Source organism: Methyloceanibacter methanicus, from assembly GCF_001723285.1.
GTDB lineage: Bacteria > Pseudomonadota > Alphaproteobacteria > Rhizobiales > Methyloligellaceae > Methyloceanibacter > Methyloceanibacter methanicus.
On sequence record NZ_LPWG01000014.1, the window covers coordinates 64,697 to 89,497 of the forward strand.

Annotated in this window: 26 protein-coding genes, 2 pseudogenes and 1 riboswitch; of the genes and pseudogenes, 21 read left to right on the forward strand and 7 right to left on the reverse strand. The window is 62.8% G+C overall.

The window, feature by feature from the left end; all coding sequences use genetic code 11:
* The first annotated feature begins 4 nt into the window (after positions 1 to 4).
* Positions 5 to 1,075, forward strand: coding sequence for an AI-2E family transporter (locus tag AUC68_RS13985; protein ID WP_069438228.1), 1,071 nt, complete (start codon positions 5 to 7; stop codon positions 1,073 to 1,075).
* A 32-nt stretch (positions 1,076 to 1,107) separates the two neighbouring features.
* Here the strand turns inward: AUC68_RS13985 and AUC68_RS13990 are convergent, their stop codons facing one another.
* The 7 genes from AUC68_RS13990 to AUC68_RS14020 all read right to left on the reverse strand — a co-directional run bounded on the left by AUC68_RS13990 (position 1,108) and on the right by AUC68_RS14020 (position 6,715).
* Positions 1,108 to 1,761, reverse strand: coding sequence for an energy-coupling factor ABC transporter ATP-binding protein (locus AUC68_RS13990; RefSeq protein ID WP_069438229.1), 654 nt, complete (start codon positions 1,759 to 1,761; stop codon positions 1,108 to 1,110).
* A 16-nt stretch (positions 1,762 to 1,777) separates the two neighbouring features.
* Positions 1,778 to 2,563, reverse strand: a complete 786-nt coding sequence (cbiQ, locus tag AUC68_RS13995) for a cobalt ECF transporter T component CbiQ (protein WP_069438230.1) — start codon at positions 2,561 to 2,563, stop codon at positions 1,778 to 1,780.
* 3 nt (positions 2,564 to 2,566) lie between these two features.
* Complete coding sequence (locus AUC68_RS14000) at positions 2,567 to 3,172, reverse strand: hypothetical protein (protein ID WP_069438231.1); 606 nt, start codon at positions 3,170 to 3,172, stop codon at positions 2,567 to 2,569.
* Positions 3,169 to 3,801 (reverse strand): cobalt transporter CbiM, encoded by a 633-nt coding sequence (gene cbiM, locus AUC68_RS14005; RefSeq protein WP_069438232.1) that lies wholly within the window; start codon positions 3,799 to 3,801, stop codon positions 3,169 to 3,171. The genes AUC68_RS14000 and cbiM overlap by 4 nt, the downstream gene beginning before the upstream one ends.
* A gap of 39 nt (positions 3,802 to 3,840) precedes the next feature.
* Positions 3,841 to 4,638 carry a DUF4198 domain-containing protein gene (locus AUC68_RS14010; RefSeq protein ID WP_069438233.1) on the reverse strand — a complete coding sequence of 266 codons (798 nt, stop codon included), beginning with the start codon at positions 4,636 to 4,638 and terminating at the stop codon, positions 3,841 to 3,843.
* A 173-nt stretch (positions 4,639 to 4,811) separates the two neighbouring features.
* A riboswitch (cobalamin riboswitch) is annotated at positions 4,812 to 5,035 on the reverse strand.
* Positions 5,036 to 5,131: 96 nt separating this feature from the next.
* On the reverse strand, positions 5,132 to 5,896 hold the full coding sequence (gene cobF / locus AUC68_RS14015; protein ID WP_069438234.1) for a precorrin-6A synthase (deacetylating): 765 nt from the start codon (positions 5,894 to 5,896) through the stop codon (positions 5,132 to 5,134).
* A complete protein-coding gene (locus AUC68_RS14020) occupies positions 5,897 to 6,715 on the reverse strand; it encodes a cobalamin-binding protein (RefSeq protein WP_069438451.1) in 819 nt (272 codons plus the stop codon).
* 328 nt (positions 6,716 to 7,043) lie between these two features.
* Between AUC68_RS14020 and AUC68_RS14025 the strand changes: the two genes are divergently transcribed.
* The 20 genes and pseudogenes from AUC68_RS14025 to AUC68_RS14105 all read left to right on the forward strand — a co-directional run bounded on the left by AUC68_RS14025 (position 7,044) and on the right by AUC68_RS14105 (position 24,768).
* A complete protein-coding gene (locus tag AUC68_RS14025; RefSeq protein ID WP_069438235.1) occupies positions 7,044 to 9,473 on the forward strand; it encodes a mechanosensitive ion channel domain-containing protein in 2,430 nt (809 codons plus the stop codon).
* A gap of 128 nt (positions 9,474 to 9,601) precedes the next feature.
* The gene (locus AUC68_RS14030) at positions 9,602 to 10,300 is read left to right on the forward strand and encodes a c-type cytochrome (RefSeq protein WP_069438236.1); all 699 of its coding nucleotides are present in this window, start codon (positions 9,602 to 9,604) and stop codon (positions 10,298 to 10,300) included.
* Between the two features lie 98 nt (positions 10,301 to 10,398).
* Complete coding sequence (locus tag AUC68_RS14035) at positions 10,399 to 10,731, forward strand: DUF6156 family protein (RefSeq protein ID WP_069438237.1); 333 nt, start codon at positions 10,399 to 10,401, stop codon at positions 10,729 to 10,731.
* Positions 10,728 to 10,892, forward strand: coding sequence for a hypothetical protein (locus tag AUC68_RS17000; protein ID WP_193407096.1), 165 nt, complete (start codon positions 10,728 to 10,730; stop codon positions 10,890 to 10,892). Before AUC68_RS14035 ends, AUC68_RS17000 begins: the two co-directional genes overlap by 4 nt.
* Before the next feature lie 22 nt (positions 10,893 to 10,914).
* Positions 10,915 to 11,427 (forward strand): group II truncated hemoglobin, encoded by a 513-nt coding sequence (locus AUC68_RS14040; protein ID WP_244500540.1) that lies wholly within the window; start codon positions 10,915 to 10,917, stop codon positions 11,425 to 11,427.
* Between the two features lie 12 nt (positions 11,428 to 11,439).
* Complete coding sequence (gene modD, locus AUC68_RS14045) at positions 11,440 to 12,306, forward strand: ModD protein (RefSeq protein ID WP_069438238.1); 867 nt, start codon at positions 11,440 to 11,442, stop codon at positions 12,304 to 12,306.
* A gap of 342 nt (positions 12,307 to 12,648) precedes the next feature.
* Positions 12,649 to 14,392, forward strand: a pseudogene (nifA, locus tag AUC68_RS14050) (nif-specific transcriptional activator NifA).
* Between the two features lie 277 nt (positions 14,393 to 14,669).
* The gene (locus tag AUC68_RS16160) at positions 14,670 to 14,864 is read left to right on the forward strand and encodes a 4Fe-4S binding protein (protein WP_083240765.1); all 195 of its coding nucleotides are present in this window, start codon (positions 14,670 to 14,672) and stop codon (positions 14,862 to 14,864) included.
* 33 nt (positions 14,865 to 14,897) lie between these two features.
* On the forward strand, positions 14,898 to 15,338 hold the full coding sequence (locus tag AUC68_RS17915; RefSeq protein WP_244500541.1) for a 4Fe4S-binding leucine-rich repeat protein: 441 nt from the start codon (positions 14,898 to 14,900) through the stop codon (positions 15,336 to 15,338).
* A complete protein-coding gene (locus AUC68_RS17920; protein ID WP_244500542.1) occupies positions 15,335 to 15,637 on the forward strand; it encodes a HEAT repeat domain-containing protein in 303 nt (100 codons plus the stop codon). Before AUC68_RS17915 ends, AUC68_RS17920 begins: the two co-directional genes overlap by 4 nt.
* A 12-nt stretch (positions 15,638 to 15,649) precedes the next feature.
* Positions 15,650 to 17,170 (forward strand): Fe-S cluster assembly protein SufB, encoded by a 1,521-nt coding sequence (gene sufB / locus AUC68_RS14060; protein ID WP_069438239.1) that lies wholly within the window; start codon positions 15,650 to 15,652, stop codon positions 17,168 to 17,170.
* Positions 17,171 to 17,232: 62 nt separating this feature from the next.
* Positions 17,233 to 17,991, forward strand: a complete 759-nt coding sequence (gene sufC, locus AUC68_RS14065) for a Fe-S cluster assembly ATPase SufC (RefSeq protein ID WP_069438240.1) — start codon at positions 17,233 to 17,235, stop codon at positions 17,989 to 17,991.
* A 4-nt stretch (positions 17,992 to 17,995) separates the two neighbouring features.
* Entirely contained in the window at positions 17,996 to 19,339 is a 1,344-nt protein-coding gene (gene sufD, locus AUC68_RS14070; RefSeq protein WP_069438241.1) for a Fe-S cluster assembly protein SufD, read from the forward strand.
* Positions 19,332 to 20,572: pseudogene (locus AUC68_RS14075) on the forward strand (cysteine desulfurase). Before sufD ends, AUC68_RS14075 begins: the two are co-directional and overlap by 8 nt.
* Positions 20,573 to 20,887: 315 nt before the next feature.
* Positions 20,888 to 22,396 carry a nitrogenase cofactor biosynthesis protein NifB gene (gene nifB / locus AUC68_RS14080; RefSeq protein WP_244500562.1) on the forward strand — a complete coding sequence of 503 codons (1,509 nt, stop codon included), beginning with the start codon at positions 20,888 to 20,890 and terminating at the stop codon, positions 22,394 to 22,396.
* A 107-nt stretch (positions 22,397 to 22,503) separates the two neighbouring features.
* Positions 22,504 to 22,725, forward strand: coding sequence for a 4Fe-4S binding protein (locus AUC68_RS14085; protein WP_069438243.1), 222 nt, complete (start codon positions 22,504 to 22,506; stop codon positions 22,723 to 22,725).
* 11 nt (positions 22,726 to 22,736) lie between these two features.
* Complete coding sequence (locus tag AUC68_RS14090; RefSeq protein ID WP_069438244.1) at positions 22,737 to 23,078, forward strand: HesB/IscA family protein; 342 nt, start codon at positions 22,737 to 22,739, stop codon at positions 23,076 to 23,078.
* Positions 23,079 to 23,091: 13 nt separating this feature from the next.
* Positions 23,092 to 23,628: a hypothetical protein gene (locus AUC68_RS14095; RefSeq protein ID WP_069438245.1), complete on the forward strand. Its 537-nt coding sequence runs from the start codon at positions 23,092 to 23,094 to the stop codon at positions 23,626 to 23,628.
* Positions 23,618 to 24,448 carry a 4Fe4S-binding leucine-rich repeat protein gene (locus AUC68_RS14100; protein WP_069438246.1) on the forward strand — a complete coding sequence of 277 codons (831 nt, stop codon included), beginning with the start codon at positions 23,618 to 23,620 and terminating at the stop codon, positions 24,446 to 24,448. The genes AUC68_RS14095 and AUC68_RS14100 overlap by 11 nt, the downstream gene beginning before the upstream one ends.
* A complete protein-coding gene (locus AUC68_RS14105) occupies positions 24,445 to 24,768 on the forward strand; it encodes a nitrogen fixation protein NifZ (protein ID WP_069438247.1) in 324 nt (107 codons plus the stop codon). The genes AUC68_RS14100 and AUC68_RS14105 overlap by 4 nt, the downstream gene beginning before the upstream one ends.
* Positions 24,769 to 24,801 lie beyond the last annotated feature (33 nt).

Consider the following 24,801-nt stretch of genomic DNA (forward strand, 5'->3'; position numbering starts at 1 on the left):
GGATATGGACACGCTGTCGAAGATGGTGCGGGTGTTCTTGCTGATCGCCCTGGTCCTCTTCTTTCTCACCTATGGCGCCAGCGTTCTTCTGCCATTGGCGGTTGCACTCCTATTGTGGTTCTTTATCAACGCTCTATCGGACGCGTACCGGCGTGTGGCGACCCCTGTTTTCCAAATGCCGCCGCTGCTCGCGCTCCTTTTGGCCTCAGCGACGATCCTTGCCGCCAGTCTCATCGTCATCGACTTGGTGGTCGCCAATGTCGCCGCGATGGGACAGCAAAGAGCCAATGTCGACGCTGCGCTCACCGTTCTGACGCAGAAGGCGGCGCAACTCCTCGGCGTTGAGAGTCAAGAAGTCGTCGATCACGTCTTGGCATTCATCCAGCTGGATCCGCTCGTCAGCAACATAGTCGCGGGAATGGCCAGCCTGGCGAGTCAGTTCACGGTCGTGTTTCTTTACGTCGTCTTTCTTCTCATCGAGCAACGGTACTTCGACCTGAAACTGCGCGCGATCGTTCCGAATGAAGAGAAACGAGCGCGTCTCCAGGCAATCCTGCAGCGGATCGCGGAAGACGTGCAGGGCTACCTATGGATCATGACAATCGTCAGTGCGTTGACGGCCGTACTGTCCTACGGCGTGATGGTTCTGGTTGGCCTCGAACAGGCATTCTTCTGGGCATTCCTCATCTTCATCTTGAATTTCATTCCCACCATCGGGTCGATCATCGGAACGGCGTTGCCGGCACTCTATGCCCTGTTGCAGTTCCAGAGACTTGCGCCGTTCCTCACGGTGCTTATCGCCGTCGGTGCCATTCAATTCGTCGTCGGCAACATGATTCAACCGAGGTTGGCAGCGCGACGTCTCAATCTCAGCCAGTTTGTCGTCGTCTTGTCGCTCTTCGCTTGGGGAGCCATATGGGGCGTCGTGGGCATGTTCCTTGCCGTGCCGATCACGGCGATCATGATGCTGGTGCTTGCCAACTTCGAGTCCACGCGGCCAATCGCAATGATCATGTCCGAGTCGGGAAGCATCGACCCGCCGGATCGCCAAAGCGGGAAAGCGAAGCCTCACTAAGGGCCGGCCAGCATGCCGCGACGCCCGCGAGACTAACCGGGTACGATTTCACCGTCCGCGAGCCGGACCGCGCGCGACCCGATGCGCTCGCGGAACTGCGTATCGTGAGACACCACGATCATCGCTTGGGGCAGCGAGAGCAGAATCTCGATCAGCCGTGCCTCGTTGTCTTCATCGAGGGCGTTGGTCGGCTCGTCGAGGAGAAGAACCTTCGGCTCCATGGCCAACACCGCCGCCAGGGTCACCAGACGTTTCTCTCCGCCCGAGAGCTTATGGGTGATGCGATCTCTGAAACCGCCGAGGTCGAGCGAGCTCAAGACACGATCGACGATGTCCATCGCCTCGTCCTTGCTCTTGCCGAGGTTGAGCGGACCGAAGGCGACGTCTTCGGCCACTGTCGGGCAGAACAGCTGATCGTCGGGGTCCTGGAAGACCAGTCCCGCAAGGCGGCGCACCGCCAGGAAGTCGGCCTCGATGCGGCGCTCCTGACCGAAGGCAACGACGCGCCCCCGGCTCGGGCGCAGCAGGCCGACGACAATGTGCAGCAGCGTGCTCTTGCCTGCACCGTTGTGCCCCACGACGCAGACGCGTTCCTTGCCGTCGAGGCGAAGCGAAGCGCCTTTGAGGACGGGAGGGCATGCCGGGTAGGCGAAATGAATGTCGGTCAGCTCGATCAGCGATGACATGTGGACCGCGTTCGCGTCAGACGAGAAACTGCAACGCGAGCAGCGCCGCGAGGACGCCACCGAAACCGAGCGCGAAATAGACGTCCGATCCCGTGTAGGCGAGGTCGCCCAACAGCGGGATGCCGCCGGAGAAGCCCCGGCACTTCATGGCACCGAGAATCCGTTCGGACCGCTCCACCGCCCGGACCAGCATCATACCGATCAAATAGCCGAGGGATTGGTAGGTGTGCCGGTTGTTTCCCGGCCGGAACCCGCGCGCCTTCATGGCCACGCGCAAACGCAAATACTCCTGTTGGAGCACGTCGACATAGCGGACCATGAACATCAGCAGGTAGACCAGCGCTTCGGGCATCTTCAGGCGGTAAAGGGCGTGACCCAGCCGGACAGGCTCCACCGATCCGACCAGCGCCATCAAAGTCAGAATGATCGCATTGGCCTTCAGCCCGATCTCGACAGCTTGCCGCAGACCCTGCCACGTCGCGGGGAAGCCGAAGACTGTGAACATCTCATCGCCCGGCACGGTGAAGGGCAGCAGCAAGAGCATGAAGACAATGAAACTGTCCATCGTGACCATACGCCTCAGCGTGGAGCGCGTGGGCAACCGGGCCATCAGCATCAGGGCAAGCCCGAACAGCAGCGCACCGGTGAGGATGCGGAGGTCGTGAAGACTGACCACGACGACGGCGAAGGCGATCGCCGCCAGGATCCGGGTCCGGGGATCGATTTCGTTGATAAGGGTCCTGTCCTCTGGGGCGCCGGTGTCCAGGAGTGTCGGGCGCCCGGACCCGACCACATGTCCCACAGGCTAAACCTCCGCCATCTTGCGGCGTGCCGCGATGTAGAAGCCGAGCCCGAACAGGCCGAAGATGTAGCCGATGCCGCCGAGGATGTTCTGAAGGTCGTTCTTCTCCTTGTAGGCATCGATATCGCGGCGAAGCGGGATGATCTGCTTCTGCACCGCGCGGGTGAGCAACGCCAACTGCGCTTTCGTCAGCGTCTCGGCTTGGCCGCTCCCCTTGGGTTCTGCGTCTGGAGTTGTTTTTGTCTCAGCCGTTGCCGGTGCATCCGAAGCAGCGGTCTCGGCACCGGCACTGTCCGGCAACTCATCGGCCTCCATGCGGACCGTTGCCACGTGTCCGGAACCGAGATTGGACTTGAACACGTGCGCGACGGGCTTTGTCGGGCGGAAGGTGAAGAAGCCTTCTTCGTCGGTCATGGTCTCGCCGAGCTTGGTTCCGTCCTCGTCGAAGACCTCGACAAGCTCGTTCGGCGCCATGTCGCCGTTGGAGAACCCGATCTCGCCCTCGATCACATCGCCGCTGGCATAGACGGAGGCGATGACTTTGTGCGCGAGTGCTGAATGCACCGGCATTAGAAAAAGGAGGATGAGCGCAAGGCGAAGGGACCTCATGAAGAAACTCCTTGTGATGGGGATTGGGTAAAGCTCTCGAACAGTTCTGGCTTCACCTTTCGCGCAAGGTAGACGGCCGCGGCCGTGATCAGCGCCTCGATGATCATCACGGGGATATGCGCGAAGAAGGTGAGCTTGGCCGCTGCCAGGAATTCGTCGCCGGTGAGCGCCAAGGCGAGGGCCACGCAGCCCGCAGTCAGGGCGATCGCGAGGCCGCCGCCGATCCCGCCCCAGATGGCGGCCACGGTGGGCGAGCCAGACCCGATGCCGCGCCGGCAGATACAGTAGACGAGCACGGCGGGCAGGGCGATGTTGACCGTGTTGACGCCGAGCACGGTGATCCCGCCGAAGCCGAAGAACACGGCTTGCAGGAGCAGCGCGATAAAGAGGGCCGGGAAGGCAGCCCAGCCGAGCACCAGCCCGGCCAGGCCGTTCATGATCAGATGGACGCTGGAGGGCCCGATCGGCACATGCACGAGGGACGCCACGAAGAAGGTTGCGCTGAGCACACCCGCGGCGGGCATCTTCTCCGCCGGCAGGGATTTCAGCCCCAACGCGATGCCGCCGGCGGCGAGAACCGCGCCGCCGATCAAGACTTCGTTCGATAGAGCACCGTCGACGATGTGCATGGGTCCCTCCAGGTCTTGGGGTCGGTGTCGTGGGTCTGCCTACTTCACGTCGTAGGCACGGACCCACAGGACCGCGTCCTGCGAGAGTTCCTTACCCTCGTGCTCCTTGGTGTTGCCCGAGCCGAGCGCGGCGAAGCCCCAGAAGCCGGCTTTGGGAACGCCGAACGTGAAGTAGCCGTCGTCATCGCTGACGGCGACGAGCGCACCGCCGGGCATCGGCGAGGCGGTCGGGTCTTTCGGCTTGTCCTCCTCCATGGAGGGCTCGGCCGCCATGTACTCGACCTCGATCTCGACACCGGGCACGGGCTTGCCGTCGGCCATCACCCGGCCCGTGAAGGTCGATCCGGCCACGATGTTGGTCGGCTTGTTGAGCGGAATGATTTCCGTTGCAAGGCCTTGCGGCTCCATCCAGTCCGTGGGGACTTCGTTGAGGTTGAGATAGCTCTTGGCGATCTGCTGGATATAGATGTCCTCGCTCTCCTCGTAATAGGGGGCCGGGACGGCGACGAGCACATAGTCGCCCGAGCGCTTGATCGGAACGGATGCGTTGTAGGCGGTCGCGGCGTTCTCGGCGCCCTCGAACTTGATCTGTTTCAGCGTGTTCTTGAGGTCGATCTTCTTGCCGCGGTTGATGGCGTAGAATTCGAGGGGCTCGTCCATGTCCATCACGTGGCCGTTCTCGAAAGGATGCCAGAAGATCAGCTTGACCGGCACGTCACCGGCCTTGGTCAAATTGACCTCCGGCGTATAGACGAGTTGGAAATGGGCCGCCGCGGCGAGCGGCGCGAGAAGCGCGGCAACGCCAATGGCAGCGGATAGTCCGTTGCGAAGTTTCATAGGTCGTCTCTCCCAAGCAGCCCGTGCGGAACGCGCCGCATCGGGCATGAGGAAAGGACGATCGGGGAAGTGGCGGTGTCATGAGCGGGAACGGAAGATCGGCCACCGGACACCCGCTCAACCGCCAGACGCTCACCCCGGCGTCCGGTTGCGGTAAGACACCGGGCAAGAGCCGGCGTCGGATGTCAGCGGCAGGTCTCCTGGCTCACGGATCGTCGCATCGGCTATGCCTTCCCAGGGTCGAGTATCCCCAGTGGCTTGGTCTAGCCGTGCTCACCGTTCACAGTTGCGGGGGCAGCCACGGGATTGTCTCCTCGATCCGATCGAGGAAGAACGCACCGTGTTCCCTCTTAGTCCCGGCCGATGACGACCGGGAACCGTTGACGCTTAGAAAGGGCCGCATATTTGCGACCGTGTCAATAGCGAGGGAAGGAGGATGGAAGCTTTGCCGCGGCGACGGGAAATCTTCCCGTCGGAGCAACGGCCGGGCCTTTCAATGCCCTTCCGGCTTGCGCAGGAGATAGGTGTCCATGATCCAGCCCTTCTTGGCGCGGGCCTCCCGCCTGACACGTTCGATGTCGTCGAGCACGTCGCGCAGCCGTCCGGAAACAAGGATCTCGTCGTCGGTGCCAAGATAAGCGCCCCAGAAGATCTCCATATCACCATCAACGGTCTTGTAAGCGGCTTGTCCGTCGAGCATCACGATGACGCTGTCCGCATTGTCGGGGAAGCCTTCCTGGAGCTTGCGCCCGGTCGTGATCATGATGGGTTCGCCGATGCGGTTGATGGGAATCTTGTGTGCCGCGGCCAAGGCCTGGACACTGCTGATGCCGGGAATGACCTCGTAGTCGAGCTCGAAATCTCCGCGTGCGCGAAGCCTCTCCAAGATGCGCAGGATGCTGTCGTAGAGGCTCGGGTCGCCCCAGGCGAGAAAGGCGCCGCACTCTCCCTCTTGCAATTGATCCGCCAGCAATCGTCCGTAGACGTCTTCGACTGCATCGTGCCAATCGCTGACGCCCTTGCGGTAATTTGCGTTCGCACTGTCGCGAACGGGATTGTCGAAGCCGACAATCCTGTAGTCCGCGTTTATGGCAAATCGTGCGATGATCTCCCGTCTGAGGCGCGCGAGGTCGCTCTTCTCGGCGCCCTTGTCGGGGACAAAAAAGACGCGGACCTGATTGAGGGCATCGATGGCCTGCACGGTCATGTAGTCCGGGCTTCCCGCTCCAATGCCGATGACGAAAACGTTTCGCTTCATTCAGGTTCCTGGCCCCGACTTAGGTGCGCCTGCACGTGATTCGTTTCCGAGTGCCGTCAAGATCGCATCGAGACCATCGGTCAGTGCCGCGGGCCCGGGTTGGAGAATCAACGGCGATTTGATTTCGATGATGCGGTTGTTTCGCACGGCCGGGATAGCATGCCACCCCGCGCGCTGCTTGATCTTTTCGGGCACGACCTTCTTGCCGCACCATGAGGCGAGGATGACGTCCGGGGCCGCACCGATGACCTCTCGCGACGAGACGATTCGATCCTTGGCGGCCTTTTGCGCCCTGAGCGCCGGAAACACGTCGTCCCCGCCGGCGATCTCGATCAGCTCGGACACCCAGCCGATGCCGCTGATCATGGGGTCGTCCCATTCCTCGAAATATACCCGCGGCCTGCTAGCCGCCGGGGCCGCTTTCGCGACCTCGTCGAGACGGCGCTCATAGTGCAGGGCGAGCCGCTCCGCCTTGTCCGTGGCACCGGTCAGCGCGCCGACCATCCGGATCATCGCCAGGATTCCCGCAACGTCACGGTGATTGAAGGCGTGGACCGCGACGCCCGCCTTGATCAACGCCGCGGCGATCTCGGCTTGAAGATCCGAGAAGATCAGGACCAAGTCCGGGTCGAGCGCGAGGATTTTCGGGATATCCGCCGACGTGAAGGCCGAGACCCGCGGCTTTTCGCGGCGCACTTGCCGCGGCCGTACGGCGTAGCCCGAGACGCCGACGATCCGGTCCTCCTCGCCGAGGAGATAGAGCGTCTCGACCGTCTCCTCGGTCAGGCAAACGATTCGCTCCGGTGGATAGCGGCGCATGTCAGGCACGCGCGTCCGCGTCTTGCCGCCCCGTGAATGCATTGTCCGCAAATCTCCCAGTTCACGGCGGCTTGCACGTGTCCGCTGTTGGTCCCGAGCGGACATCCGGTCCGAAGGGTCCGCTTGTCCACGTCTGGGCCGACGCTGACATGGAAACCCGGCTCAAATCCAGGGGGGACCCCGTTGGGCGGGGTCGCCCTCTGCCGTCAATCTTCCTCATTGTCGTGGCTGATCTCTCGCCGATCGGACTAGGTTGCGGAAATTAAACGACGTTCTTCCGGGAACGGGGCATTGAGGAGACGTGACGACGGTGCCAAGCTCTAAGCCAATGTTGAAAAATGCTCGGATTCTTGCGGTTTTGGGCCTCGTCCTTGGACTGGCGGCCATCCCGGGGGTGACGGCCAGTCCGCTCGCCCATGCCCAAGACGCGCTGGCGCAGGATTCGCCGTCGGCCCTGGAGGCCGAAACGGGCGCGGCCGGTCCCGCCGTTCAGGCTTTCAAGCAAGCGCTCGACGAATGGCAGGGCGAAATCAACGCCACGGAGCAGGAAATCGCCAATCCGTCGACGACGGGCGAGGAGCTACGGGCCATCCCGGACCGGCTCGAAGACCTGCGCGAGGACATCGCCAAGAAGCGCACCGGGCTCAAGCCCAAGTTGAGCGACAGTCGCGAGCGGCTGGGAAAGCTCGGTCCTCCGCCCAAAGAGGGAGCGCCGCGGGAAAGCGACGAGATCGCCGCGCAGCGTAGGCGCCTCGAGAACGAGGTCGCCGACCTCGACGGCAAGCTTAAGCAGGCCGACGTCCTGTTCGTGCGCGCCGGTCAGCTGATCGACCAGGCAAACGCTGCCCGCCGCGGTCGTTTCACTGAGTCGCTGTTTCGACCGGTCCCCAATTTCTATTCCTCCGTTCTCCCGGCGGCCTTCGCCACCGTGCCGCAACAGGTCACCCGCATCCTCAAAGCGGCCGAAGACTGGGTTGCGTTGGCTTGGAGCAAAGGGGCCGTCGTCGTCATTCTCTTATTGTTTGTACCGCTCGCCGCGGCCCGTTTGACGAGCCGGTTCATCGGCCGGCTGACGTCCCGCGGGGCAATCCCGGAGACAGAGCAGGACCCCAGCATGCAGGCCCGCGGCGTCGCCGCCATCACCGGCTCGCTTTGGACCTGTCTGCCCGTATGGGCGGCACTCGCCGCCTTCTATCTCATTGCGAGCTCGGCGGGACTGGCCGTTCCCGGCATGGACGGCTTTCTGGCGCAGGCGCTGCTGGCAATCGCCTGGGCCGTGCTGCTTGCCTGTCTCGTTCGCGAGACGCTTGTCCCACGGGCGAGCAGCTGGAGGCTCGTTCCCGCGACCGACGCCGTCGCGCGGCGCGTGGCCTATTTGCTTTGGGCCCTCATCGCCGTCTGGCTACTGGACAGGCTGTTCGTATTGAAAGACCTGATCGTGTTCACACCCTATCAGGTCTCGATCCTAAGATCGGCAATGCTCGCCGGCCTGTGCGGGCTCCTCCTGATCGGAATCTTGTGGACCGTCCACGGCGGACCGATGATGCGCAAGGCCGCGCTCAGCGGCTGGCGGGGCTGGCTCTTCTCCATCGTGGCCGGGCTGACCGGCGTCATTCTCCTTGCGATGCTGCTCGGCTACGTGTCCCTGGCCCACTTCATCGGGAGCCACATCGTCTCGACCGCCGGCGTGCTGTGGATCATGTATCTGATGCATCTTGCCGCCGAGTCCATTTCGAGCGCCAGCGTAATCTCCGGCCAGACCATCGACGATAGCGTGGAAGAAGACGAGGACATGGGGGCGCCCTCGCTTCTGACAATGCGGATCATCGGCAGTCTGCTTCTCGACATCGCCATCCTCGCGGTCGGCATCACGATCCTCTTGCTGCTGTGGCGATTCGACTGGGTGGAAGTCAAGGGCTGGATCCAGGCAGCCTTTTTCGGCTTCGAGTTCGGTCCGTTGCGGATTTCGCTGCAGACCGTCCTCGTGGCGCTCGGCGTGTTTGTACTGGGCCTGGCCCTGACGCGGTTCGTGCAGCGCTGGTTGACGGGGCGCGTATTTGCCGGCCGGCGAACCGACTCGGGCGTGCACGAATCCGTTCGGATCGGCATTGGATATCTGGGATTCGTGTTGGCCGCTCTCGCGGGCATCTCTGTTCTCGGCTTCGACTTCTCCAATATCGCCATCGTCGCCGGCGCGCTGTCGGTGGGCATCGGCTTCGGCCTGCAGAGCATCTTCAACAACTTCGTGTCCGGCCTCATCCTCCTTGCCGAACGGCCGATCAAGATCGGCGACTACATCAAGGTCGGCGACCAGGAGGGAACGGTCAAGAAGATCAGCGTACGCTCGACGGAGATCGAAACGATTCACCGGCAGTCCGTCATTATCCCGAATGCAACCCTCATCACCGACCCGGTCAGCAACTGGATGCACCTCGACAAGAGTTGCCGGGTCGATCTTGCGGTGGGCGTCGACTACGGCACGGATATGGAGCTCCTGCGTTCGACGCTTCTCGGCGTGGCGAAAGCCCATCGCGGCGTTCTCAAGCATCCGCCGGCCGTCGTGCACTTTGCCGGTTTCGGCGACAGCTCGCTCGACTTCGAGCTGCGTGTCTTCCTCCGCGACGTGCGCCAGCGGATCACGACGAGCAGCGAGTTGCGCTTCGCGATCCTGGAAGCCTTGCGGAACGCCGGCATCACCATACCGTTCCCGCAGCGGGACGTGCATGTGGTTGGAGGTCCGCCAGTCGACGAGGCCTAGCCTATCGGCGAGGTGACCCCGGCAATGTGCCCGCTGTGTTGGCCGTGTTTGATCTGCGATAAGGTCTCGCACAACCGGGGTGGCTACGATAAATCTTGGTAAAGAGTTTGCCGAAAAGGACAGCATCCATGCCGCGCTCGGCCGTCTTGCTCGTTTTGATCGGTCTGCTTGCTGCGCTTCCGCTCAGGGCGTTCGGGGAGGACGCGCCGCCGGACGAAAACGGCGCGCCGCAGCCCGCGCCCAAAGCGCGACCGCCTGTCCTGGACTGGAATCTGCGCAATTTCGATCCGGACCAGCGGCAACGTATGCTGCGCTTTTCGACGTTTGCGAACGGGGACATCCCGGAAGAATATGTGAACGCCGAAAACACGGTGGGCTATACGGTCAGCGCTATCGCGCACGGCGGGCAGCTCTACGCCACGCATTGCAGCGAGTGTCACGGCGAACTGGGACTTGGCAACGGGGATCTTGCCTTTGCGCTCAAGCCCTCGCCCGCGATGCTGGCCTATCTGGTGGGCCAGCCCGTCGCCGTGGATCAATATCTCCTGTGGAGCATCGCCGAGGGCGGCAAGCGCTTCGGCACGGCCATGCCAGCGTTCAAAGATCGGCTCACGCGTAAACAGATCTTCGAGATCGTCGCCTATTTGCGTGCGGGCTTTCCCGACCTGGACGATTCGCCCGCACCACGCCGTGGTCCGGGCCCGCCGAGACGGATGCGCCGGACGAGCGGACTCACGACATCGACTGAGCGGCGCGATGACGCCCAACGCCGATTCACGGCCAGGTGCCGAGGCAATTTCGAAGGGGAAGTCTTGCTCGCTCTCTAGGCAGGGAACTTGCATCGCTCTGGCCCGGCGGGCCAGACGTGTCGCGTTTCCGACACGAGGCAGCCCTGCGCGGAAGACAAGACGGGAAAGGGAGGCCCATGCCGTTGGCCGAATCTCAAGACGGTGCGAGCGACTGGCGCTATTTCGCGACCTATAGCGGCGTCAAGCTGCCCTTGCGCCTCGTCACGCCCATCGAGGCGGCGGCGCTGACGAACCGGAACACGTTCATCCGGGCGCGGTTCGATCCTGCGGGACGGCTCCTGGAATGCGAGAAGGTCGTCTATGGCGAGGTCGAGTTGACCCATCGCTATGAGTATGACGCAAGCGGCGCCTTGAAGCAGGCGGAGGTCACCATGCTGGACGAGGAGACGCGGGTTCTGCGCTTCGACGATGAGACGCCGGCCAAGGCGGCAGCGGAGGACGCGCCATGACCGTGGGACAGCTCTTGAAGGCCCTGTCGGCGATGCCCGAAAACGCCGTGGTCTTGGTCGAGGAGGACAACGGTCTGGCGCGTGTGGGCGCGGTCGAGCGGCTTGCGGGCACCAATGGAATGCCCGACGAGGTCCTGCTCATCCCCGATATGAGCGAGTGAGCCCGGAGGAGAGTAAAGACGGATGACCAGGATGACCCATCAATGCCAGGCGGTCTCGGCGCAAGCCGCCGCCGATGCCGAGTCTGAACGAGAGACCCGCGAACGGGCTCCGGCGACACTGTTCGCGCGCATCGGCGGTGCGGACGGCGTCGCCCGGCTGGTCGAGACCTTCTACGGCCGCATGGATACGCTTCCCGAAGCGCGGACGATCCGGGACATGCATGCGCCCGACCTCTCGGCGACCAAGGAGGTGCTGCGGCGCTATCTCGGCGAATGGATGGGCGGTCCGAAGCTCTACTCCGCTGAGCGCGGCCACCCGCGGCTGCGCAGCCGTCACATCCGCTTTAGGATCGGCAAGGCGGAGCGCGACGCTTGGCTCACCTGTATGCGCCAGGCGCTGGACGAAACCGTCGCGGACGCGGCCTTGCGGGATGAACTGTATGAAGCGATGGCGAAACTCGCGAACTGGATGCGGAACGACCCGGGCAATCCGCACGATGTCCAGCATCATGGTGCGCAGCATCGCGGACGCTGAGGGGCCGGCATCATGACCGCGTTTGCACCACGTCCCGTCCTGTCGCCCGAAGCCCACTGGGCCTTGCTCGCGGACGACGCGCCGCACGGGGATCTGACGACCGAAAGCCTCGGCATCGGCGAAGCCGCAGGCAAGATCCGCTTCGCCGCGCGGCAGGACATGACCGTCGCCGGGCTCGAAGATGCCGCTGCGCTTCTGTCGCTTGCCGGGGTTGCAGTCAGTCCGACGACCCGTTCGGGCGATCGGGCCGCGCCGGGCACGGTGCTCCTGGAGGGGGAGGGGCCGGCGTCGGCGTTGCACCGCGCCTGGAAAGTCAGTCAGACCTTTCTCGAAATCTGGTCGGGCGTCGCGACGGGCGCGCAAGCCTTGACCGATGCGGCGAGGGCCGTCCGTCCGGATGCCATCGTCGCCTGCACCCGCAAGAATGTTCCCGGCACAAAAAGGATGGCCGCCGCAGCGGTCCATGCGGGCGGCGCCGTCATGCATCGCCTGGGACTGTCCGAGACATTGCTCGTGTTTCCCGAGCACCGTGCCTTCCTTCCGGATGAGGATCTGGCCTTGCTGGCGAAGAGGCTGAAAGTCGCCGCGCCGGAGAAGAAATGCGTGATCGAGGTCCTGTCGGTCGATGAGGGAATCGCCGCCGCGCGCGCCGGGTTCGATGTGATCCAGACGGAGAAGTTCCGGCCCGGAGACGTGGGCGAGCTCGCCCGGTGCCTCGATACCGTTGCGCCGCGCCCGATTCTTGCAGCGGCCGGCGGCATCACGCCTGAGAATGCGGGAGATTATGTGCATGCCGGCGCGGACGTGCTGGTCAGTTCCTGGCCCTATACGGCGCGCCCGGCGGACATTGCCGTGGCGATCGAGCCTTCAGGGTCCTGACTGTCCTGCAATAACCGACATGCATGCGGCGAATTGCTGCACCTGCGAAAAGATGTGCGCAAACAATAGGCGATCGGCGCTGCGTCTTAACCCTGGTTCTGTGATCCAGATCAGAAACCGCAGAGCAATGTGACCGAATGTGCGGGGTCCTTGCCACAAAGACCCATGTCAGGCAGCAGAGCGACCAAATCTATAGCACCACCGGCCAGAACCTTAGGCACGACAACAGGGCAGGTCTGGCCCAAGATAAGAGCAATTCCAAAACACATGAGAGACGGGGATTGAGAGCGCAGGACCCCGAGACGGCAAAATGCACGCCCCCGTCGGAGTCGAGAAATCGCCATGACGCACCACCCGGTTCGCATTGAATCCCATAGGGCTTCGATGAGTGAAATCGCACTCATCGGAATCTACGAAATCTCCAAGATTCTCAACAAACCCAACCGGCTTGAGACGACGCTTTCCAATGTCGTCAGCCTGCTGTCGTCGTTCATGCAGATGCGCCATGGCGTGATCTCGCTGTTGTCCGACGACGATATTCCGGACATCACGGTCGGCGCCGGTTGGAACGAAGGGTCCGATGAACGCTATCGCGCGCGCCTGCCGGAACGGGCGATCGGGCAGATCGTGACCACGTCCATTCCGCTCGTGGTCGAGAACATCGCCAGCAACCCGCTCTTCATCCGCCGCGACATTGAACTTCTGGGGGGTGGTGACGGAACCAAGGTGTCGTTCATCGGGGTGCCCATTCGCGTCGATACGCGCGTGGTCGGAACACTGACGATCGATCGCCCTTGGGACTCCTCGCGGTCCATCCGTCTGGACGCCGATGTGCGTTTCCTCACGATGGTTGCCAATCTTATCGGCCAGACGGTCCAGCTTCAGCGCGTGATCTTCCGCGATCGCGAACGCCTCATTGCCGAGAGCCACCGGCTGCAGAAAGAGCTCATGGAGCTCAAGCCGACGAAGAGCAGGTCCACGAAAAAGAAGATGCCGATCGAGGGCATTGTCGGCGACAGCGCCGTAATCCGTTCCCTGCTGGATAAGGTGTCGATCGTCGCCAAGTCGCATTCGACCGTGCTGTTGCGCGGCGAATCGGGAACCGGCAAGGAGCTCATCGCCAAGGCAATCCATGAGCTGTCGCCGCGTTCCAAGGGACCCTTCGTCAAGATGAACTGTGCCGCGCTTCCCGAATCCGTTCTGGAGTCGGAACTGTTCGGCCATGAGAAGGGCGCCTTCACCGGTGCCGTCAATGCCCGCAAAGGCCGTTTCGAACTGGCCGACGGGGGAACCTTGTTTCTGGACGAGATTGGCGAGATCTCGCCGGCGTTCCAGGCCAAACTCCTCCGCGTGCTGCAGGAACAGGAGTTCGAACGCGTCGGTGGAAATCAGACGCTTAAGGTCAATGTGCGGGTCATCGCGGCCACGAACAAGAATCTGGAAGAGGCGGTCGTTCGCAAGGAGTTCCGCGCCGACCTCTATTACCGCATCAGCGTCGTACCCTTGATGCTTCCGCCCTTGCGCCAGCGCAAGACCGACATCCCACTTCTCGCAGAAGAGTTTCTGGCGCGATTCAACAAGGAGAACGAGCGCGAACTGTCATTCGGAAGCGGGGCGCTGGACGTCCTCACAGCCTGCTATTTTCCGGGCAATGTGCGCGAACTCGAAAATTGCGTTCGCAGAACCGCGACGCTGACTCAAGCCCCCGTGATCTCCGCGGACGACTTCGCCTGCCGCCACAACGAATGTCTGTCGGCAACGCTTTGGGCAACCTCCGACGACGATTCCGTCCGCGCCAGGCCGGAGATTCCTTTGCCGGTCGTATCAGCGGCCGTGTCTCCTGCGCGTCCCGCGCCCGTGGAGCCGGGCCCCGACTGTCGCGACGTTGTCGCAGAGAGCGGTGCAGGCGTCCTCGCGGCCACCGAGGGTTTCGGGTCCGAGGAGCCCATGTCCGAGCGCGAACGCTACGTCGATGCGATGGAACGTTCGGGATGGGTTCAAGCCAAGCGCCCGTTTGCTCGGACTTACGCCGCGCCAGGTGGGATACGCCCTGAAGAAGTACGGCATCGAGATCAAGCGCTTCTGACAAGGCCTGTCGGGGTTCCGACATTGTTTGGGGTCTGACAGGCGCAGCGTGCGCGGGCGTTTTTGAAAATCATTATAATTCAAAAGATTGGCGACTGGCATGGGGCTTGAAAGAAGCTCGATGTCCGGCTCGTGCGTGAGCCCTGTATTGCGACTGTCGTGCCGTCCCGCGTGCTCACGGCCGTTCGCTCATCGCGGGCCGGACTCGTTCTTCGGCCGGTGCTTCGACGGTTGGCGTCGCAAGACCGAGCTGTAACCGAAGGAAGGAACCAGGAGCCATGGCCTACAAGATTGTCGCCTCTCAATGCACGGTTTGCAGTGCTTGCGAGTTCGAGTGCCCGAATGCCGCGATCTCGTTGAAGAATGACATGTATGTCATCGACCCCAATCTGTGTACGGAGTGCGAAGGCCAGTACGACACGCCGCAATGCGCCGCGGTATGCCCTGTCGAAGATACCTGCGTGCCAGCCTAAGGCCTCGACAAGGTGGTCTCCGGCAGCAGCAATATGGCGGAATCCGATCCGGTCGACTGGGAAGGCCGGCCGGTCTCTTGCCGCGACTGCCCGCACGAATTGATCCGTGCGGAAGAACGTTGCGATCTCGGGCGCATCTGTGTTCGCGACCGGCGCGCCCGCCGCATCGACCGCTTTTTTGCCGCGAACCCGCAAGAGGCCGACAAGTACCTGGATCACCCGTATTTCGAGGCGCGCGTTCTGGCCGCGAAATACGCAAGCATTTTCTTGCTGCCGCGCCTGTTGCATGACCCCGAACCCGATGTGCGGGCCATGGTCGCGCACAGGCTGCCGGTCAACCGCGTGCAGCAGCTGCGGAACGATCCGGATCGAAAGGTGCGGATGGTCGTGACGCAACGGGTCGAAGGCGAAGCCTCGTCTCGATGTTCCAGGACCCTGACTACTGGATCCGGGTTGTCGCGGCGCGGCGCGTGACGCCCGATGTTCTTCCCATCGCCATGAACGATGCCGACCCCCAAGTGCGCCGCGAAGTGGCGCGCCGCATCAAACCGGAGTTCCTTCCGGGCATGATGCACGATCCCGACACGCTGGTGCGCGTGACCGTGGCCGAAAGGTTGGAGCCGCAGCAACTGACGCCGCTGGTGGCGGACGAAGATTTGCGCGTGCGTTTCGTCGTGGCCGAGCGCGGTATGGCGGAAGCGTTGTCAAAACTCATCGACGATCCCGATCCCGAAGTGCGCCGCGTCGCGCGGCAACGATACGAGCAGGAATAAGCGGAGGTCATCATGGCGGCAGTCCAAGAAACCGTCGAACAAGTGCGTCAGATCGACGTCGATCAGTACAAATACGGTTTCGTCACCAATATCGAATCCGAAAAGGCTCCCAAGGGCCTGTCCGAAGATATCATCCGGTTCATCTCCGCGAAGAAGAACGAGCCGGAATGGATGCTCGATTGGCGTCTCGAGGCGTATCGGCGTTGGAAGACGATGCAGGAGCCGTCTTGGGCGCGGGTAGACTATCCGCCCATCGATTTTCAGGATCTCTATTACTATTCGGAACCCAAGAAGAAGCCGGCGCTGAAATCGCTGGACGAGGTCGATCCCGAGATCCTCGCGACCTACGAGAAGCTCGGCATTCCCCTGAAAGAGCAGAAGATGCTCGCCGGCGTCGTGAGCGACGAAGGGGAGGACGCAGGCGGGGACGAGGCCGCGTCCGGCCAGCCCAGAGCCAGGGTCGCCGTCGATGCCGTGTTCGACAGCGTTTCGGTCGCGACCACGTTCAAGGAAGAGCTGGCCAAGGCGGGCGTCATTTTCTGCCCCATCTCCGAAGCGCTGCGAGAGCATCCGGACTTGGTGCGGAAATATCTCGGAACGGTCGTCCCCACGACGGACAACTTCTACGCGACGCTGAACTCGGCGGTCTTTTCCGACGGGTCCTTCGTGTACGTGCCCGAAGGCGTGCGCTGCCCCATGGAGCTGTCCACCTATTTCCGCATCAACGAGGCCCAGACCGGACAGTTCGAGCGGACCCTGATCATCGCCGACAAGGGCTCGTATGTGAGCTACCTCGAGGGCTGCACGGCGCCCATGCGCGACGAGAACCAGCTTCATGCGGCGGTTGTGGAACTGGTCGCGCTCGACGATGCGGAAATCAAATATTCGACGGTCCAGAACTGGTATCCGGGCGATGCGGACGGCAAGGGCGGCATCTACAACTTCGTGACGAAGCGTGGCGATTGCCGTGGCAGGAATTCGAAGATCTCGTGGACGCAGGTCGAAACCGGTTCCGCGATTACCTGGAAGTATCCCTCTTGCGTTCTGCGCGGGGAGAATAGCCGGGGCGAGTTCTACTCGATCGCGATCTCGAACGGCCGTCAGCAAGTCGATAGCGGTACCAAGATGATCCATCTCGGCAAGAACACGTCGAGCCGGATCATCTCCAAGGGAATTTCCGCGGGCCGCTCCCAGAACACGTATCGCGGCCTCGTCTCGGCGCATCGCAAGGCGTCGGCCGCGCGGAACTTCACCTGTTGCGATTCCCTGCTGATCGGCAATGAGTGCGGGGCGCACACGGTTCCGTACATTGAAGCGAAGAATGCGTCGGCGACATTCGAGCACGAGGCGACCACCTCGAAGATCTCCGACGACCAGCTGTTCTATTGCTTGCAACGCGGCCTCTCCGAGGAGGAGGCGGTGGCGTTGATCGTCAATGGCTTCGTGCGCGACGTGCTCCAGCAACTGCCGATGGAGTTCGCGGTCGAGGCCCAGAAGCTGATTTCAATCAGCCTTGAAGGGAGTGTCGGCTAGGGGCGTCCCGCGCCGCGATGGATGGCTGAGATGGAACTTACGGTGAAGGAAGGACGTGCACGATGACACCCCTTTTGGAAGTCAAGAATCTCCACGCGGAGATCGACGGCAAGAAGATCTTGAACGGTCTCGATCTCGTCGTGAACAAGGGCGAGGTCCACGCCATCATGGGACCGAACGGCGCCGGCAAGTCGACGCTTTCCTACGTACTCGCCGGCCGCGACGGCTACGAGGTGACGGAAGGCGACGTTCTCCTCAACGGCGAGAGCATGCTGGAAATGGAACCGTCGGAGCGAGCCTGCAAAGGCGTGTTCCTTGCGTTCCAATATCCCATGGAGATTCCCGGCGTCGCGACGATGACCTTCCTGCGGGCGGCGCTCAATGCGCAGCGCAAGACGCGCGGCGAGCCGGAACTGTCCTCGCCGGACGCGATCCGCAAGGTGAAGGACGTCGCCGGCCAGCTGGGGATCAACATGGACATGCTGAAGCGCCCCGTGAACGTGGGTTTCTCCGGCGGTGAAAAGAAGCGCGCCGAAACCATGCAGATGGCCTTGCTGGAGCCAAAGCTATGTCTCCTGGACGAAACCGATTCGGGGTTGGACATCGATGCGCTCAAGGTCGTCTCCGAAGGCGTCAATCGTCTGCGTTCTCCGGAGCGCGGCTTCGTCGTCATCACCCACTACCAGCGCCTGCTCGATCACATCGTGCCGGACATCGTGCATGTGATGTCGGCCGGCAAAATCGTGCGGACGGGCGGAAAAGAGCTCGCGCACGAACTCGAAGCCTCGGGCTATGCCCAGTACCAGCAGGAGGCCGCGTAGTCCGATGGGCGAGAACGTCACCGCGAACAGGACCCCGGCAGAGATCGGCCTCGCCGAGGCGTTTGCCCAACTTGACGGGAAGCTGCCGGGAAACAGCGACGTGAAGGCCAAGCGCGAAGAGGCGTTCGCCCGCTTCGGCAGCGTGGGGCTGCCGCATCGCCGGGTCGAGGCGTGGCACTATACCGATCTGAAATCGCTGCAGCGCGAGGCGCTTCCTCTTGCCGCCCCGCCGTCCGCCGAAGCCAAGACCGCGGCGTGGAACGCGCAAACCTTGTTTGCTGGCCTCGGCGCCCGCCGTCTCGTCATTATCGATGGGACCGTCGTACCGGCGCTGTCGGACATGGACGGGCTGGAACCCGGACTGACCGTCTCGACGATGGCTGCGGCGCTGTCCGAAGGCGATCCGTTCGTCGCCTCTCATCTCGGCACCGGTCGCCCCGTCGATGACCCGGCTGTTGAACTCAATACGGCCTTCATGGGGGACGGCGTCGTCATCCGCGTTGCCGAAGGAGCCGTTATTGAACGGCCGATCCATCTCGTGTTCGTGGCCACGGGAGACGTCCCGGCCTCGACCTTCGTCCGCTCGCTGGTTGTGGTCGGGAACGGTGCGAAGCTGACGCTGGCCGAGAGCCACCAGGCCTTGGGCGCGGCGGCCTATCAGCCGAATATCGGCCTCGAACTCGTGGTCGGGGACGACGCGCAAGTGGACTACGTGAAGTGCTTGCGGGAGAGCACGGCCTCGCAGCACCTGGCGAGCTTCATGACCGCGCTCGGTGCGCGTGCGGTCTTCAACCATTTCTCGCTGACCACGGGCGGTGCTGTCGTCCGCAATCAGCTGTTCTTGAAGCTGAATGGCGAAGGCGCGTGCGTCGACATTCGCGGCGCCAATCTTTTGCGCGGCAATCAGCATGCCGACACCACGCTCGTCGCCGATCATCTGGCGCCGGGTTGCCAGGCCCGCGAGGTGTTCAAGTCCGTTCTCGCGGACGAGAGCAGGGGCATCTTTCAGGGCAAGATTTCCGTTGCCCCCGACGCGCAGAAGACCGACGCCAAGATGATGGCCCAAGCGCTGCTCTTGTCGGAGACCGCGGAGTTCGACTCGAAGCCCGAGCTCGAGATCTTCGCAGACGACGTGCAGTGCGGTCACGGCACGACCGCCGGCGCGCTCGACGAGGATCTGCGCTTCTATCTCATGGCCCGGGGGATTCCCGCGGACGAGGCCGAGTCGCTGCTGATCCAGGCGTTCGTCGGCGAGACCCTCGAAAATATCGCCCACGAGAGCTTGAAGTCGGTCTTGATGAGCGCCGTGGCCGATTGGCTGCAAGCGGGAGGCGCAAGCCATGCATGAGGCAGTGAAGAACGGCGCCTATGACGTCGCGCGGGTGCGCAAGGACTTTCCGATTCTCGACCTCGAAATCGAAGGAAAGCCGCTGATCTATTTCGATAACGCGGCCTCCGCGCAGAAGCCGACCGCGGTCCTCGACCGGGTGCAGACCGCCTACACGTCCGAATACGCCAACGTCCATCGCGGCCTGCATCATCTGTCCAATGTCGCGACCGAGGCCTACGAGGGCGCGCGGACCCGTGTGGCGCAATTCCTCAACGCGGAGCGAAACGAGGAAATCGTCTTCACCCGCAACGCGACCGAAGCGATCAATCTCGTTGCTTCGACCTTTGGCCGCGACTGCATCATGCCTGGCGATGAAATTGTGCTCTCGATCATGGAGCACCACGCCAATATCGTACCGTGGCACTTCCTGCGCGAGCATTACGGCGCGGTCCTCAAATGGGCGCCGGTGGACGACGAAGGCAATTTCCTGATCGACGAGTTCGAGAAGCTTCTCACCGATCGCACCAAGATGGTCGCGATCACGCAGATGTCGAACGTCTTGGGAACGGTCGTTCCGGTCAAGGAGGTGACGCGTATCGCGCACGCGCGGGGCATTCCCGTTCTCGTCGACGGCGCGCAAGGCTCCGTCCATCTCGATGTGGACGTGCAGGACATCGACTGCGACTTCTATGTCATCACGGGACACAAGCTCTACGGTCCGACGGGAATCGGGGCGCTCTACGGGAAGTACGAGCACCTCGCCGCGATGGCCCCCTTCAACGGGGCGGGCGAGATGATCCGCGAAGTGTTCCAGGAGACGGTGACTTACGGAGAGCCGCCCCACAAATTCGAAGCCGGAACGCCGCCGATCGTGCAGGCCATCGGTCTTCACGCGGCTCTCGACTATATCGACTCGATCGGCAAGTCGCGTATCCGCGCCCATGAAGCCGAGCTGCTTCGCTACGCGCAAGACCGCCTCCGCGAGATAAACTCCTTGCGCATCATCGGCAACGCCGAGGACAAGGGCGCCATCATCTCCTTCGAAATGAAGGAGGGCCATCCGCACGACTATGCAACCCTGATCAACAAGTCCGGGGTCGCCGTACGCGCGGGCACCCACTGTGCCATGCCGCTCCTCGAACGCTTCGGCGTCGCGGCCACCTGCCGGGCCTCCTTCGGCCTCTACAACACGAGGCCGAAGTGGATGCCTTCGTGACCGCGCTCGGCCGCGTCCAGGCGCTGTTCGCCTAGCGACGTCTAATCAACGATCAGCCGCCGCCAACGCGTTGTGACGCCTATGACAATGTCGTCTTTCGCACAGCACGGTTTCGAACGGCGCTTGGCGATGTCGGCATCGCGACAGCGGGCGTTTTCGAAAAACTTGATCTCGATCAAGGGTCTAAGGGGTGACCGAGGGCTGGCACGCGAGTTGCGTAGACTCTTTCTAGACGTGCGCGGCGCGCCGTGTGGGGCACGAGGCCCTAGGTCACCCGGATCAGCGAGGACCCGAACATGGAAGGATTGATCGAGCAGCCCGAGGCCGAAACGGCGGAAGCCACGACGGCCATGGACGACATCATGCAGAAGATGGCCGAGCACAAAGGGTGCGGCACAAGCGGCGGAAGCGGCAAGGCAAGCTGCGGGAGCGGGGCCGGCGAAACCGATCTGCCCCCGGAAATCTGGGAGAAGGTCAAGAACCATCCCTGTTACAGCGAAGAGGCCCACCATCACTACGCGCGCATGCATGTGGCGGTCGCCCCTGCCTGTAACATTCAATGCAATTACTGCAATCGCAAATACGATTGTGCGAACGAGTCACGCCCGGGCGTGGTCAGCGAACGCCTGACGCCGGAGCAGGCGACCAAGAAGGTCCTGGCCGTGGCCTCCACGATTCCGCAGATGACGGTGCTCGGCATCGCCGGTCCTGGAGATGCCCTGGCGAACCCCGCTAAGACCTTCAAGACCTTCGAGATGATCATGGAGACCGCTCCGGACATCAAGCTGTGTCTGTCGACGAACGGTTTGGCGCTGCCGGACTATGTCGACGAAATCGCGAAGTACAACGTCGACCACGTCACGATCACCATCAACATGGTCGACCCCGAGGTCGGCGCAAAGATCTATCCGTGGATCTTCTGGGAGCACAAGCGCGTCACCGGTGTCGAAGCTTCGAGGATCCTGAGCGAGCGTCAGCTCAAGGGGCTCGAGATGCTCTCGGAGCGGGGCATTCTCTGCAAGGTCAACTCGGTGATGATCCCGGGCATCAACGACGAGCATCTCGTCGAGGTGAACAAGGCCGTGAAATCCCGCGGCGCGTTCCTGCACAACATCATGCCGCTGATCTCCGCACCCGAGCATGGCACCGTTTTCGGCCTCAACGGCCAGCGCGGGCCCTCGGCCCAGGAGCTGAAGGCGCTTCAGGACGCCTGCGAAGGCGAGATGAACATGATGCGGCACTGCCGTCAGTGCCGGGCCGACGCCGTGGGCCTTCTGGGCGAGGACCGCAGCGCTGAGTTCACCACCGAGAAGATCATGGAGATGGACGTCCAGTACGACCTCTCCTCGCGTCAGGCCTATCAGGCCAAGGTGGAAGAAGAGCGGCAGGCCACAGTCTCCGCGAAGAAGGAAGAGCTCGAGTCGCTCGCCGGTGAGTTCACCGATATCAAGATCCTCGTCGCCGTCGCCACCAAGGGCGGGGGCCGCATCAACGAGCACTTCGGCCACGCCAAGGAGTTCCAGGTCTACGAGCTCTCGACGGAAGGGGCCAAATTCGTCGGCCACCGCCGCGTCGATCTCTACTGCCAGGGCGGCTACGGCGAGGAAGACGCGCTCGAGACTGTCATCCGCGCGATCCAGGATTGCACGGCTGTGTTCGTATCGAAGATCGGCGGTTGTCCCAAGAACGATCTCATCAAGGCGGGCATCGACCCGGTCGACCAATACGCGCTCGAGTTCATCGAGAAGTCGGCCATCGCCTACTTCAAGGACTACCTCGCGAAGGTGAAGAGCGGCGAGATCGAGCATAGCGAACGTGCCGACGCCACCATTCGGCAAGGAGCTTACATCGCCGCATGACCACGGGACGATGAGGCGCGGGGCGGCGCAGGTTGTACGGAGCCGGCCGCCCCGCATTTTCCCGACGGCCGGATCGGCGTCCAACCGAGAAGAGGAAGCCAAGAACAATGTCATACAAGATTGTCGCTTCGCAGTGCACAGGCTGCTCCGCCTGCGAGCCGGAATGCCCGAACGTCGCCATCACGGAGAAGAACGGCACGTTCATCATCGACCCCGAGAAATGCACGGAATGCATCGGCTATTTCGACACGCCCCAATGCGTCGCGGTCTGTCCCGTCGATGACACCTGCGTCATCGACAATGCGGTCCCGCGCTATCAGGCGGCGTAAGGAGGAAAACCATGAGCTTTACCGTTACGCCCGCCGCCGAGAAATTTATCCGACGGCTGCTGATGTTCGACGGCGGCCCCGGTAGTGCGCTGCGCCTTGCCGTGAGTCCGGGCGGGTGCTCCGGCCTTGCGGCCGAGTTCGACGTGGAGACCACTCCCCGCGAAGGCGACAAGCTCGTCGAGGTCGGCGGTCTCCGCTTCTTTCTGCCGGCGGAGAGCCGGCTGCTTCTGGAAGGCGTGACCATCGACTTCTCCGAAACGCCGACCGAGAGCGGCTTCGTCTTCCACGACCCCAAGGCCTCCTCCTGCGGCTGTTCGACCGAAGAGCCGGCCGAGAGCGTGGCGGGAGAGTAGGCAGGGCATGGATATGGCGGCGGTTCAGACCGGAGAGATCGCGGACTTCGCCTTGGACGTGACGGCGGCCGAGGCCGTGCTGGGCGGAGGCCTGCCCGCCAAGGCGGAGCAGCATTTGAACCTGGCCGGTCTTGCCTATCAGGACGATGCGCTGGCCGAGCAACATTTGCGCGAGGCGCAAAGCCTGGCACCGGAGCATGTGGCGGTCCTGATCGGGCTCTACCGCTTCTACTTCTACAAGGGCCGATTGGCCGATGCGCTGGGTGTCGCGGAAATCTGTCTCGACAAGGCGGCCCGGGCCAACGACCTCCCGCTCGATTGGCGGCGGGTGCGTCCCGGAGACGCAGACTTTTCGAGCTTCGAGGCGATCCTGCCGCGCTTCTACCTCTTCACGCTCAAGGGTTGCGCCTATTTGCATATGCGCCTTGGCGATACGGCCATGGGGCGCGAGATCGTCGCGAAGCTGCTTGAGCTCGATCCGAGCGACAAGCTCGGCGCTCATGTCCTGTTGGGGGTGCTAGACCGGATGGACCAGGGCGATGACGACTGACATCAAAGAGACCCTGGACTGGCAGGGCAACGAGATCGATTGTGAGGCATGCGCATATGAGGGGCTGCGCGGCGAGGACAAGTGCAAGCCTGGGAAGGCGTGCGTCGAAGACCGCTATGCCCGCCGTATCGATCGCTTCTTCGAGACAAATCCTTCGCTGGCGGACGGCTTTCTCGCGCACCCATACTTCGAGCTGCGCGCGGTCGCGGCCAAGTACGCGACGGTCTTCAGGCTCCCGCCCTTGCTGAAGGATCCGGAAGAGACCGTCCGCTGGACCGCGGTGAAGCGGCTGCCCTACCGGTACCTTCTCGAGCTCAGAACCGATCCGCATCGTGAGGTGCGCATTCGCATCGCGTTGACGCTGAAGGGGGATGATCTCCCGTCCATGATGTACGACCCGGACTACTACGTTCGCACGGTCGTCGCCCGCCGGATCGATCCGAAATTTCTGCCGTCGATGATTCACGATACGGAAGCGGCGGTGCGCCGCGTCGTCGTCAGCCGCGTCGACGAGCGCTGGCTGATGCAGATGGCCAACGACGCGGAGCCAAGTGTTCGCCTCGAAGCCGCGCGGAGATTGACGCCCCATCAGCTTGTTCTCCTGCGCCGCGATCCGGACTGGCGCGTGCGCTTCCACGTCGCGAGCAATATCGAGGGCGAGCCGCTCGCGGCGATGAAGGACGATAGCGATCCCGTCGTCCGGCAACTCGTCTATGCGCGGCTCGCGCGTCCGAACGCCGGCGCCGTGACCGAGGACGAGGCCGCGGAAATCCTGGAGCACGAAATTCTGGAGAGCGAAATTCTGGAGGGCACGTCATGACGAATATCAGCCGTGACAGCAGCGTCGTCGAGATCAACGATCCGCCGGCCTTCGCCTATGGCGAACGCGTTTTCTCCAAACGGACGATCCGCAACGACGGGACGTTTCCCGGAAAAGACATCGGCGAGGTTTTGGCGAAGAAGGGCGAGGAGGGATACGTCACCTCCATCGGCACCTTCCTGCAGCAGTTCTACATTTACGGCGTGGAGTTCGTGGAGACGGGCTACCGGGTCGGCATGAAGAGAAAAGAACTCGAGTCCGTCGACAATCCGCCCGAGCCGCCGAAGCCCAAGAAGCCGAAAACGGAAGGTGCAGCATGAGCGACGAGACCGAACAGACGGAACCGGCCGCAA